This is a genomic window from Methylophaga sp. UBA3603 (assembly GCF_002375335.1).
In the GTDB taxonomy this organism is placed as follows: domain Bacteria; phylum Pseudomonadota; class Gammaproteobacteria; order Nitrosococcales; family Methylophagaceae; genus Methylophaga.
Window position 1 is genome coordinate 1 of record NZ_DFMC01000006.1, and the last position, 12,675, is coordinate 12,675.

11 protein-coding genes and 2 tRNA genes are annotated in these 12,675 nt (G+C 44.5%); 2 read left to right on the forward strand and 11 right to left on the reverse strand.

The window, feature by feature from the left end; translation table 11 throughout:
• The first annotated feature begins 87 nt into the window (after positions 1 to 87).
• Positions 88 to 1,734 carry a P-loop ATPase, Sll1717 family gene (locus tag B4F66_RS02475; protein ID WP_292356755.1) on the forward strand — a complete coding sequence of 549 codons (1,647 nt, stop codon included), beginning with the start codon at positions 88 to 90 and terminating at the stop codon, positions 1,732 to 1,734.
• Positions 1,735 to 2,327: 593 nt separating this feature from the next.
• Here the strand turns inward: B4F66_RS02475 and B4F66_RS02480 are convergent.
• From B4F66_RS02480 to B4F66_RS02515, 8 genes are all read right to left on the reverse strand, one after another.
• Positions 2,328 to 2,404 (reverse strand) — tRNA-Arg (locus B4F66_RS02480).
• Between the two features lie 61 nt (positions 2,405 to 2,465).
• A tRNA-Ser gene (locus B4F66_RS02485) sits at positions 2,466 to 2,555 on the reverse strand.
• 54 nt (positions 2,556 to 2,609) lie between these two features.
• On the reverse strand, positions 2,610 to 2,795 hold the full coding sequence (gene csrA, locus B4F66_RS02490; protein ID WP_014706856.1) for a carbon storage regulator CsrA: 186 nt from the start codon (positions 2,793 to 2,795) through the stop codon (positions 2,610 to 2,612).
• Between the two features lie 226 nt (positions 2,796 to 3,021).
• Complete coding sequence (locus tag B4F66_RS02495) at positions 3,022 to 4,242, reverse strand: aspartate kinase (protein WP_292356753.1); 1,221 nt, start codon at positions 4,240 to 4,242, stop codon at positions 3,022 to 3,024.
• A 3-nt stretch (positions 4,243 to 4,245) separates the two neighbouring features.
• Positions 4,246 to 6,849: an alanine--tRNA ligase gene (gene alaS / locus B4F66_RS02500; protein WP_292356751.1), complete on the reverse strand. Its 2,604-nt coding sequence runs from the start codon at positions 6,847 to 6,849 to the stop codon at positions 4,246 to 4,248.
• A complete protein-coding gene (recX, locus tag B4F66_RS02505) occupies positions 6,833 to 7,288 on the reverse strand; it encodes a recombination regulator RecX (protein WP_292356748.1) in 456 nt (151 codons plus the stop codon). Before recX ends, alaS begins: the two co-directional genes overlap by 17 nt.
• Positions 7,285 to 8,325, reverse strand: coding sequence for a recombinase RecA (gene recA, locus B4F66_RS02510; protein ID WP_104934686.1), 1,041 nt, complete (start codon positions 8,323 to 8,325; stop codon positions 7,285 to 7,287). The genes recX and recA overlap by 4 nt, the downstream gene beginning before the upstream one ends.
• Positions 8,326 to 8,445: 120 nt before the next feature.
• Positions 8,446 to 8,958 carry a CinA family protein gene (locus B4F66_RS02515; protein ID WP_292356744.1) on the reverse strand — a complete coding sequence of 171 codons (513 nt, stop codon included), beginning with the start codon at positions 8,956 to 8,958 and terminating at the stop codon, positions 8,446 to 8,448.
• Positions 8,959 to 8,974: 16 nt separating this feature from the next.
• Between B4F66_RS02515 and mutS the strand changes: the two genes are divergently transcribed.
• The gene (mutS, locus tag B4F66_RS02520) at positions 8,975 to 11,524 is read left to right on the forward strand and encodes a DNA mismatch repair protein MutS (protein ID WP_292356742.1); all 2,550 of its coding nucleotides are present in this window, start codon (positions 8,975 to 8,977) and stop codon (positions 11,522 to 11,524) included.
• Between the two features lie 14 nt (positions 11,525 to 11,538).
• On the opposite strand, the gene B4F66_RS02525 is transcribed toward mutS, so the two are convergent.
• Genes B4F66_RS02525 through B4F66_RS02535 form a run of 3 tightly spaced genes read right to left on the reverse strand, consistent with a single transcriptional unit; the run spans position 11,539 to position 12,666 of the window.
• A complete protein-coding gene (locus B4F66_RS02525) occupies positions 11,539 to 11,814 on the reverse strand; it encodes a YcgL domain-containing protein (protein WP_292356740.1) in 276 nt (91 codons plus the stop codon).
• Positions 11,815 to 11,828: 14 nt separating this feature from the next.
• Positions 11,829 to 12,218, reverse strand: coding sequence for a VOC family protein (locus tag B4F66_RS02530; protein WP_292356738.1), 390 nt, complete (start codon positions 12,216 to 12,218; stop codon positions 11,829 to 11,831).
• A 28-nt stretch (positions 12,219 to 12,246) separates the two neighbouring features.
• Positions 12,247 to 12,666: an OsmC family protein gene (locus B4F66_RS02535; protein WP_292356736.1), complete on the reverse strand. Its 420-nt coding sequence runs from the start codon at positions 12,664 to 12,666 to the stop codon at positions 12,247 to 12,249.
• Positions 12,667 to 12,675: the final 9 nt, after the last annotated feature.

The window sequence follows — 12,675 nt, forward strand, 5'->3', positions numbered from 1 at the left end:
CCGTTTTAGTGGGGGCAACTACAATAACTAACTAAGTTGAACAATCATTTAATAGCTGGATAAGTAGATATCCTTACAGGAATATAGATGGTCTTGAAAATAAAACGAAATACGGTTTTAGGTGCCCTTGATGCTGAAACAGATACAAAACTATTAGAAAGCTGCTTTGTTGATAAAGGCGATTTATCTAGATTGATGGATGTAAATGACCCTTCGGCTATTATCCTAGGTAGAACCGGTTCAGGCAAAAGTGCATTAATGTATAAAATACACTCCGTTTCTGAAAACTCCATTCGCCTTGACCCGAACGACATATCTGTAAGCTTTCTTGAGTATTCAAATATTATTCAATTTTTTGAGGCTTTGAATATCAACTTGGATTTATTCTATAGGCTGCTATGGCGCCACATACTTACTGTTGAATTATTGCGCCTTCGATATAATATAAAAAGTGCAGGAGATGCAAAAAGTCTACATACAAGAATTTCTACTTTTTTTAAGAAAGACAGGGTTAAGACTAAAGCCTTGGAATACTTTGAAGAATGGGGTGATAGATTCTGGTTGGATACAGACGAGCAACTTCGTGAGATAACCAGTAGATTAGAATCACAAACTAAAGCTGGTATCACGGGTAAATTTCCGAATGTTAATCTTTCTGTTGAAGGGGTAGAAAAACTATCCGAGAATGAACGCACGGAGATTAAACAGAGAGCAACTCAAGTTGTTAATTCCCTTCAAGTTAAAAAGCTAAATGAAATTATAAATTTGCTTGCTGAATTTGCTTTCGATGATATGCAGCGTAAATATTATATTCTAATCGATCAGCTGGATGAAGACTGGGCAAATACTAATACTAGATGCAGGTTTATACGAGCTTTAATTGAAGAGATTAAAAACTTTAGAAAGCTTCCTCCGGTTAAAATAATAATTGCGCTCAGAAAAGACCTTTTAGAATTAGTTTTTGATAAAACTAGAGACTCAGGTTTCCAACAGGAAAAATATGAGTCCTATATTTTACCTTTGATATGGTCAGCGGAAGATCTAAAATCGTTAGTTGAGCTGAGAATAAATGAAGTATTTAAAAGTCAATATACGAGACAGGATGTGGGGTTTGACGATATATTTCCTGCTGCAAAAAAGGGTGGAGGGCAGACATCCTTTGATTATATGCTCGAAAGAACGCTCTGGAGACCAAGAGATATTTTACAATTTTCTAATGAATGTTTTAACGTTGCTTTTGATAGAGAAAGAATTTCATGGCGCTCAATAGTTGCAGCTGAGAATTCTTATTCTAAAAAAAGGTTGAGATCGCTTTCAGAAGAATGGAGTGAATTTTATCCAAACCTATCAATCGTGATGGAGTTGTTACGGGGCAGGGTTGCAGAATTTTCAAGAGGCAAGATTACTACTTCACAGTTAGAAGAAATCATGACGCAATATGCTGACGTCACAACTCCTGATGACTGTTTTGAGATTATTGATGCTTATTTAAATTCAAAAGTTAGAGAATTCGATGTTCAAGCCACTCTACTGATGTGTTTGTATAGAGTAGGTGCAATTGGTGTAAAAATAAGCACATTAGAAACTTTTATATGGTCTTTTATAGATCAACCAACTATTTCAAAGGGCGAAATAAAAAGAACCGATAAAATTAAAATTCACAAAATGCTCTTCAGAGCTTTAGATATATCTGCCGAGTTCCATCAAGAGTATGGTCAGATGAGTGCCGATTAAGTCTAGAATTAAACTATAACTTGGAATTTAAAACATCAACCTCTTCTGCTTGAGTTCTTTATTTGCGTTTCCATCAACTGGATATTATTAAGGATAGAGAACTGCCTAAAATTGCTCGTGAGAAAAAAAGTCGAATAATTTCTTCGTTACTGTTTTCCTTAACGAGCTTGGTATCAAAAATACCTTGGGAACATTCTCTAGGTATTTTTTAGTATTGGCTGGTCTTGGTTAGCTCATAATTGAAGCTGTAAAGTCTGATAAATTCAAATAAAACGATTTTCGATTATTTCCATACAGATCCTCTCCATGAAGAGAAATTAATATTTATCTCTCAATAAATGAGTGTTCTGAATCATCAAATACGCTCTAATCTCCATTTTCAGCGATTTAGTCAGGGTGGTGGAAAAGCGATGACAAGGCTCTATCTATTGTTTATGTAGATTACTCATCAATAGCCGAGCCGAGCGAATTCAGTTTGCTCTTTATACACAGGTTATGACAGATAAACTTAGTTAGATTTTCGAACAGCAAACGCCAGAAACAAAAAAGCAGCTATCAAATTAATGATAACTGCTTCGATGTACTTCAATTTTTGGTGCGCCTGGCACGATTCGAACGTGCGACCGCCTGGTTCGTAGCCAGGTACTCTATCCAGCTGAGCTACAGGCGCTTTAAAGCGTGAAATTGTACTGTTTTTTACTGATTATCACAAGGATAATTTCAGAAAAAAATGGCGGAGAGCGAGGGATTCGAACCCTCGATAGGGATTAACCTATACACCCTTAGCAGGGGCGCGCCTTCAGCCACTCGGCCAGCTCTCCATCAAGCCGGCCATTATACCAGCTGTGATTCTTTTGGCTAGTCGATTTGCCTAATTAACCTGCGTTTGATTGATCTTTTTCAGCTTGAATACGATCATAGATTTCTTCACGGTGAACTGTGACATCTTTTGGTGCATCTACACCGATTCTTACTTGATTACCTTTGACACCCAGTACATTTACAACAACATCATCACCGATGATGAGAGATTCTCCAACGCGACGTGTAAGTATTAACATGTTATTCCCCTTTCAGTATAAAATCTGGCACCGAGGGGGAGGAGAGTGATGACTCCTTTCGTTGAGCTAGGCCTCGTGCCAGTTCCGTTTATTTCCTTTTGGAAGATCTTCTGTCTTCCTTCCTCTATGACAGCGTTGGACAATAAATTATCCGCTTATCTTTGGTGGAAAGTATATCAGGATAGTTGCACCTTATCGATAGGAAAAACTTCCTGATATCAATGGTTTACTTAGCTTGTTCTAGCTGGAATGCCTTATGTAACGCTCTTACGCCCAGTTCCAGATATTTTTCATCCACCACAACTGAGATTTTAATCTCGGAGGTGGAGATCATGCTGATGTTAATATTTTCCTGTGCCAGGGTTTCAAACATCGTACTGGCAATACCTGCATGTGAACGCATACCCACACCAACCAGTGAAATTTTTGCGATATGCTCATCGCCTGTAACTTCACGGGCACCCATGGATTCTGAGGTTTCTTTCAGTAATTTCAACGCTGTTTGATAATCATTGCGGTGAACGGTAAAGGTGAAGTCGGTAGTGGAATCATGACCAGTGTTTTGGATAATCATATCCACTTCGATATTTTTCTTGGCAATTGGCCCCAGAATTTTATAGGCGACACCTGGTTGATCAGGGACGCCTAAAATAGTTAGTTTTGCCTCATCGCGATTAAAGGCAATACCTGAAATAAGCGCTTGTTCCATTGAGGGTTCCTCAGAGGTAATTAATGTGCCGCCACCGTCAGTAAATGATGAAAGTACGCGTAATGGCACGTTGTATTTTCCAGCAAATTCGACCGAGCGAATCTGCAAAACTTTTGCTCCCAGGCTGGCCATCTCGAGCATTTCTTCAAAGGTAATGTGATCCAGCCGACGTGCTTCCGGGACAACGCGTGGATCAGTGGTATATACACCATCCACATCAGTATAAATCTGACATTCATCGGCTTTTAACGCCGCAGCCAACGCCACCGCAGTAGTATCGGAACCACCACGACCCAGCGTAGTAATATTGCCTTGCTCGTCACACCCCTGGAATCCTGCAACGACGACAACTTTGCCATCGCTAAGATCCTGACGCATTTTTTCATCATCGATCTGCATGATGCGGGCTTTGTTATGTGCATCGTCAGTGAGGATTTTTACTTGGGATCCGGTATAGGATTGTGCTGGCATACCCATTTGCTCAAGTGTCATGCTGAGCAGGGCAATCGTGACCTGTTCACCCGTTGACAATAGAACATCCAGTTCACGGCCACGTGGGTCTGGATTAATTTCTTTCGCCAAAGCCAGTAAACGATTGGTTTCGCCGCTCATCGCGGAGACGACCACCACGATATCGTGACCATCTTTACGATATTGAATAACTTTTTTAGCGACTTCCTGGATACGTTCTACAGAACCGACTGAAGTACCGCCGTATTTTTGTACGATAAGTGCCATGACTTAATTTTCCAGCTTAGATGCCACCCATTCGGTGACGGAGTCGAGTGCAGCAGTTAATTTTTGTGGTTCGCTACCACCGCCTTGTGCCATATCTGGTCGGCCGCCACCTTTACCACCTACTTGTGCGGCGACATGCGATACCAGGTCACCGGCCCGAATTTTATCGGTCACATCTTTAGTGACACCGGCGATTAAGGTGATTTTTTCACCTTCTACAGTTGCCAGAATAATGGCGGCACTGCCCAGTTTGTTTTTAAGTTGATCAACCGTATCACGCAGGCTTTTTACATCAGCCCCTTCAAGATTGGCGGCCAGAACTTTTATCGATCCAATTTCGGTAGCAGATGCTGCCAGATCGGATCCGGCACTGCTGGCGAGTTTGGATTTAAGGGATTCCAATTCTTTTTCAAGCTGACGGGTGCGTTGCACCAGTTGCTGGGTTTTTTCTTCAATATTTTCTGGTTTGGCTTTGACCAGTTCGGAAATGCTATTGAGGCGGTTTTCTGATTGTTCAATATAGTTCAGCGCTGCTTCACCGGTGACCGCTTCAATACGGCGAACACCTGAAGCAATGCCGGTTTCATTGGTGATCTTCAATAAACCGATATCACCTGTGCGGCCAACGTGTGTACCACCGCAGAGTTCAATCGAAAAGTCACCCATGCTCAGCACGCGAACTTCGTCATCATATTTCTCACCAAACAGTGCCATGGCACCGCTTTGACGCGCTTTTTCAATTGGCATCAGGCGGGTTTCAACAGCATGGTTCACACGGATGTGCTGATTAACCATTCGTTCAATTTCACGAAGTTGTTCAGCGGTCACCGGTTCAAAATGCGAAAAGTCGAACCGCAAACGTTGTGAATCAACTAATGAGCCTTTTTGTGTCACATGTTCACCAAGCACATTTCGCAATGCAGCATGTAACAGATGTGTCGCAGAGTGATTCAGTGCCGTTGCCTGCCGATTATATTCATCGACATGTGCAATGACCTGTTGGCCTACTTCAAAGGTACCGTCTTTACATTCGCCAATATGGGTAAAGGCTTTACCCTGTTTGCGAGTGTCTTTGACAATAAAGTGTGCACCCGCCGTATTAATTTCACCCTGATCACCGACCTGACCACCGGATTCAGCATAAAACGGAGTGTGATCCAGAACGATAATGCCTTGCTGACCGGCATGCAGTTTGTCGACATTTTCGCCATCAACCAGCAGGGCAGTGATCACGCCTTCATTACGCATATGATCGTAACCACAGAAAACAGTTTCACCATCAATAATCAGCGTTTCGGACAAACCACCACCAAACTGACTGGCGCTGCGGGCACGATTGCGTTGTGCTTCCATATGACGTTCAAAACCTGCAACATCAATCGTCAAACCACGTTCGCGGGCAATATCGGCCGTTAAGTCAATGGGAAAACCATAGGTGTCGTACAACAGGAAAATGGTCTCACCGGGAATTTCTTTATCGCCCATTTCTTCAATAGCATGGTCCAGAATTTTCAGACCGTTATCCAGCGTATCGGCAAACCGTTCTTCTTCAATTTGCAAAGCCTGTTCGACAACTGGCTGTGCCTTAGTAAGTTCTGGAAATGCTTCGCCCATTTCATCGACTAAGGGTTGGACCAGTTTGTAGAAAAAGGCTTCTTTTAACCCCAGTTTGTGCCCATGACGAATGGCGCGGCGGATAATACGACGCAGTACATAACCACGCCCTTCATTTGAAGGTTGAACGCCGTCGGTGATCATAAAGGCACATGAGCGGATATGGTCAGCGATAACACGCAGGGAAGTATTGCTGGAATCGGTAGTGCCCGACAGTTTTTGAATCGCTTTAATCAGATTCTGAAACAAATCGATGTCGTAATTATTATGTTTGTGCTGCAACACCGCTGCCAGACGTTCAAGGCCCATGCCAGTATCAACTGAAGGTTTTGGCAGTGGGGTTAGCGTGCCATCTGCAGAGCGGTCAAACTGCATGAAGACCAGATTCCAGATTTCGATATAACGATCGCCATCTTCTTCTGGTGTGCCGGGTGGGCCGCCGGCCACTTCGGGACCATGGTCATAAAATATTTCAGAGCAGGGGCCACAGGGGCCGGTATCGCCCATTGACCAGAAGTTATCTTTGGCGCCAATGCGGGAGAATCTGGAAGCATCAACACCGATTTCTTTTAACCAGATATCCGCTGCTTCGTCATCTTCTTCAAAGACGGTGATCCATAACTTGTCGGCTGGCAATTGCAGTGTTTCGGTCAGAAATTCCCAGGCGTATTGAATTGCTTCACGTTTGAAATAATCACCAAAGCTGAAGTTACCCAGCATTTCAAAGAACGTATGGTGGCGGGCAGTGTAGCCAACGTTTTCCAGATCGTTATGTTTACCACCGGCACGGACACAGCGCTGGGTAGTTGTAGCTCGTGTGTATTTTCGGGTTTCCTGACCGAGAAAGACTTCTTTAAACTGAACCATGCCGGCATTGGTAAACAACAATGTCGGATCATTGGCTGGAATTAATGGACTGCTGGAAACAACTTCATGACCTTTGTCAGCAAAGAAGTCCAGAAACAATTTGCGTAAATCAGCGCTCGTTTTCATTAGTCAGTTTAAAACTTTCCGTTATTTGTTCATGAGTAAAGCCCCGATATTGTAAAAACCGCATTTGTTTGGCACGGTCTTTAAAATCATCGGGGCTCTGCTCGCCAAAACGCTTGCATCGTACTTCGATGGCAAGCGCAAACCAATCAGTTTCTGCCTGTTGCATGGTGGCGTTAATCAGCTCATCCGCCACGCCTTTCTGTTTCATTTCTTGCCGAATTCGTAGTTCACCATATCCGCGAAGAGCACGAGATCGGATAAACGCTTCGGCAAAACGTTCATCATTTTGCAGGCCGCTATGTTGCAGCTTTTCTAAAGCGGCATGAATTTTATCTGTTTCATGACCGGCTTGTTGAAGTTTTTGCTGTAACTCTGCAGCGCTATGTTCTCGTCTGGCTAAATAGCCAATGGCTTGTTCGGTTGCAGAGCGGGATTTCACGCGTCGATTTCATCATCCACGGGTGTTTCAGCACTTACCTTGATGTTCTTTGGCAACATCACGGCACGGATCTTAGCTTCAATATCTTTGGCCATTTCAGGATGTTCTTTCAGATAAATACGTACGTTATCTTTACCCTGGCCGATGCGGTTACCATCGTAGCTGTACCATGCACCGGATTTTTCGACGATATTTTCGCTGACACCCAAGTCAATCAATTCGCCTTCGCGGGAAATACCTTCGCCGTAAAGAATATCGAATTCGACCTGTTTAAATGGGGGAGCGACTTTATTTTTAACCACCTTGACGCGGGTCTCGTTGCCAAGGATCTCATCGCCTTTTTTGATGGCACCAATACGACGAATATCCAGACGAACAGAAGCATAGAATTTAAGGGCATTACCACCGGTAGTCGTTTCCGGGTTACCGAACATGACACCGATTTTCATACGGATTTGGTTAATGAAGATAACCAGCGTATTTGAACGTTTAATATTGGCGGTTAATTTACGTAAAGCCTGAGACATTAAACGGGCCTGCAGACCCATGTGACTGTCACCCATATCACCTTCGATTTCAGCTTTAGGTGTTAATGCTGCGACTGAGTCGACAACCACAATATCAACGGCACCTGAACGCACCAGCATATCGGTGATTTCCAGAGCTTGTTCACCCGTATCGGGTTGTGAGACCAGCAAGTCGTCAATGTTGACGCCCAGTTTTTCAGCATAAAGCGGATCAAGTGCATGTTCTGCATCAACAAACGCCGCAGTGCCACCCAGTTTTTGCATTTCAGCGATGGCATGCAAAGTCAGCGTTGTTTTACCTGAAGATTCCGGGCCGTAGATTTCAACAACACGTCCACGCGGCAGACCGCCGATGCCCAGAGCAACGTCTAACCCGATTGAGCCCGTTGAGACCGCATCAATATCACGGTGGGCAGTTCCATCGCCCAAACGCATGACTGCACCTTTGCCAAATTGTTTTTCGATTTGACCTAAGGCTGCGCCAAGCGCTTTCTTCTTGTTTTCATCCATTTGGTGTGCCCTTTAGCTGATATCAGAAAACTATGGATTATCACACAGATAGCCATGTCTCACCAGCGTCGATTACGGTTTCAAACAGGCATATAGTGGATATTAATTTTGAATTTGTGTTCAGGCGTAATATTCGGTGGAAGCTAATTTTTTCACCAGGCCATCCAGTGCTATAAATACTGCCTGGCGGCGAATGAATTCGCGATTGCCGCGCAGATGAAAAGTATTACAAAACACACTTTGTTTATCTGCCCAGGCAAAGCAGACGGTACCCACTGGTTTTTCAACTGAACCGCCATCTGGTCCAGCAATGCCACTAATTGCGACGGATATATCTGCGTTAAAATTTTGGATGGCTCCAGAAGCCATCTCGATGACAGTTTGCTCGCTGACGGCACCATATTTTTCGAGCGTGCTGAGTTGAACATCAAGATGCTGTTGTTTGATTTGGTTACTGTAGCTGACGATGCCACCTTCAAACCAGCCTGAGCTGCCAGCCAGATCCGTACAACATTTCGCCAGCCAGCCACCGGTGCACGACTCGGCAGTGACTAAACGCAAGCCTTTCGATTGAAGCGCTTGTGCCAGTTGCTGGGTAAGCTGATAAAGTGTTGCGTCAGAATAATCTTGCATACGCTAAACTATAAAAATGACCGAAAAAACCAATCATACGCCAATGATGCAGCAATATCTGCGTATCAAGGCCGAGCATCCAGAATTATTATTGTTTTATCGAATGGGCGACTTTTACGAGTTGTTTTTTGATGATGCGCATAAAGCTGCCGAGTTATTGGATATTACACTGACAGCACGCGGTAATAGCAATGGTGCGCCGATTCCGATGGCGGGGGTGCCATATCATGCGGCTGAAGGTTATCTGGCCAGATTGCTAAAAGGTGGAGTGGCTGTTGCCATTTGTGAGCAGATTGGTGATCCGGCAACCAGCAAGGGCCCGGTAGAACGGAAAGTAGTGCGGGTGTTAACTCCAGGCACCTTAACCGATGAGGCTTTACTCGACAGTAAACAAGAGAATCTGCTGGTTGCGATTGCCCGGCAAAAGGATCAATACGGTTTAGCCGTAGCCGAAATCAGCAGTGGCCGTTTTGATGTATGTCAGCATCAATCGCTAGCGGATTTGTTAGCGGATTTAGCCCGATTACAGCCTGCAGAAATTCTGATTGATGACAGTCATGGCGACACCTTAAATAGTTATAACAAACAACTGAAGTTTGTTCCGGAATGGCATTTTGGTCTGGATGCGGCGCGGCGACGTTTATGTGAGCACTTTGGGACCACCGATTTAAAAGGCTTTGGCTGTGATGATTTACCGCTGGCCATTATGGCGGCAGGTTGTTTACTTAATTACGCCCAGCAAACCCATCGCACAGCGCTGCCGCAGTTACGCAAGATAAGTGTTGAAACACCGGCCGACAGTATTCGCATTGATCCACAATCAAGACGCAATCTGGAACTGGAACAAAACCTGTCAGGTGGTCGGGAAAATACTCTATTGTCGGTACTTGATAATACCGTTACGCCGATGGGCACACGCTTACTGCGACGCTGGTTGTTACAACCGAAACGAGATTTAACTACCTTGCAACAGCGTCAGGGGGCGATTGGCAACCTTATTGAACAGGATGTCATTGCTACCATTCAAACCCTGTTAAAACCGCTAGGCGATATTGAACGTATCGTTACCCGCGTAGCACTAAGTAGTGCCAGACCACGTGACTTTGTGCAGTTACGTCGCATGTTGACTGCTCTGCCAAATCTGCATCAATCTTTATCGGCTACTCAAGCCAGATTGCTGAAACAGATCGATCGCGAATTGGGGACTTTTCCAGAATTACTTGAGCTATTAAATAGAGCCATTATCGAAGAACCGCCAGTGTTGATTCGGGATGGCGGGGTCATTGCCGAAGGCTATCATGCGGAACTGGACCGGTTACGTAATCTGCATCTGAATGCCAATGATTTTTTACGCGATTTGGAGCAGCGTGAGCGTGAACGCACCGGTGTCAGCACCTTAAAAGTCGGCTATAACAAAGTGCATGGCTTTTTTATCGAAATCAGCCGAGCCCACAATATTCAGTTACCGGCTGATTATCAGCGTCGGCAAACGCTGAAAAATGCTGAACGCTATATTACTGCCGAGCTGAAGACCCATGAGGATCAGGTACTCAGCGCCAGCGAAAAAGCATTGGCATTGGAAAAATCATTATACGAAGAGCTTTTTAAACTGATTCACCCAGAGCTGGCCGCATTGACTCATTGTGCTGCGGCTCTGGCAGAACTTGATGTTTTGACCAATCTGGCTGAGCGGGCGCAAACGCTTAATTATGTCGCGCCGCAGTTAACTGCAGAGCAGGGCTTATCGATTCAGGCGGGCAGACATCCGGTTGTAGAAGCTGTTCAGAAAGCGCATTTCTGTCCCAATGACTTGCAGTTAAACGAACAATCGATGCTGGTGATTACCGGCCCCAATATGGGCGGGAAATCCACCTATATGCGGCAGACAGCATTAATTGTGATTATGGCGTATATGGGCAGCTATGTTCCTGCTGATTCGGCTGTTATTGGCCCGCTTGATCAGATATTTACCCGAATTGGTGCCAGTGATGATTTGGCGTCGGGTCGCTCTACTTTTATGGTGGAGATGAATGAAGCAGCAAATATACTGAATAATGCTTCAGCTCAAAGCCTGGTATTAATGGATGAAGTAGGGCGAGGTACCAGTACCTTTGATGGCTTGGCGCTGGCTTGGAGCTGTGCCGAAAAGCTGGTGCGGGATATTGGCGCGTATACCTTATTTGCTACGCATTATTTTGAAATGACTCAGCTGCCAGGATTATATGACAAAGCCTGCAATGTGCATCTTGATGCGATTGAACATGGCGACAAGATTGTGTTTTTGCATCAATTAAAACCGGGGGCAGCCAATCAGAGTTACGGTTTGCAGGTGGCGCAGCTGGCAGGGGTGCCAAACGATGTGATTCAGGCGGCGAAACATAAATTAGCCGCTTTGGAAACTCAACGTACCGTTGGTTCAAATTTGCAGGAACAACCGCCGCAACAGGATTTATTTGCTCAGCCAGATAATTCGGCCTTGATAAATAAAATCGAGCAAATCAATCCTGATGAATTAACGCCCAAAGCGGCTTTGGAATTGCTTTACGAGCTGAAAAAACTTATCTAAATGCTGTCGCTCAGTTAATGTAACTGGCCGGTGCGTTCACGCTGCAATAACAAATCATTGGTCGGCGGCATTTGTACATGGAAACCCTGTGTTTCCAGATTATGAATGACTTTATTGACATCTTCACGGGCCAGTTTGCGATCTGGGCTCAGCTCCAGTTCCATCACAAATATTGGTTCGTTGCCCATTGAACCATAGAGGCTTGGTGGCACTTCTGAAAAGTCATCTTTCTTGCTGAGATAAAGATATAACTCTTCTTTTTTACGGCTTTTGTAGATATAGGTTTTCATAACACAACTCTGATTTACGAAATCGGGGGATGGTAGATGATCTGTACAACCGTTCCGGCCGGATCATAACAATAGAAACTACGCGCTCCATCACGATGGGTACGTGGTGGCTGACGCATTGGAACCGCATGGTGGTCCAGAAAGGCATACCATTCATCAACCTGTTCAGGCGTTGGAATAATAAAACCAATATGATCCAGAGGCTGAACAGGTGTTTTATTGATATTTTCGCCACGGTGTAAAGCCAGATTGTCATTGCCAGAAGTCAGATAAACGTTATCCGCATCAGGACGCCATTCGACTTCCATGCCCAGTAAGTCCACATAAAACTGTTCGCAGGCTTCGAGATTTTCGACGGTTAATGCCACATGACGCAAACCGCCAGTTCGTGTTGGTCGCTGCATGGTTATGCTCCGGTTTATTGAAATTCGATTAGGCTTGTTCAATCACTTCATAGTCATGAGTGATTTCAGCGGTTTTTGCCAGCATAATAGATGCCGAGCAATATTTTTCTGTAGATAGTTTTACCGCACGGTCGACAAAATTCTGTTTAAGGTTGCGGCCAGTGACGGTGTAGTGCACATGAATTTTGGTAAAAACTTTTGGTGCTTCCTCACTGCGTTCTGCGGAAACTTCAACCACACAATCCGTTACATCTTGACGTGATTTTTTCAGAATATCGATGACATCAAATGATGTGCAGCCACCAAGGCCCAGCAACAGAAGCTCCATTGGACGCATGCCCGTGCCGTGACCACCGGCTTCTTCAGGACCATCCATTACGATGGTATGTCCGGTTCCGGATTCACCGACGAATAAAACATCCTCAACCCACTTTACTCTTGCTTTCATTTAACTCAT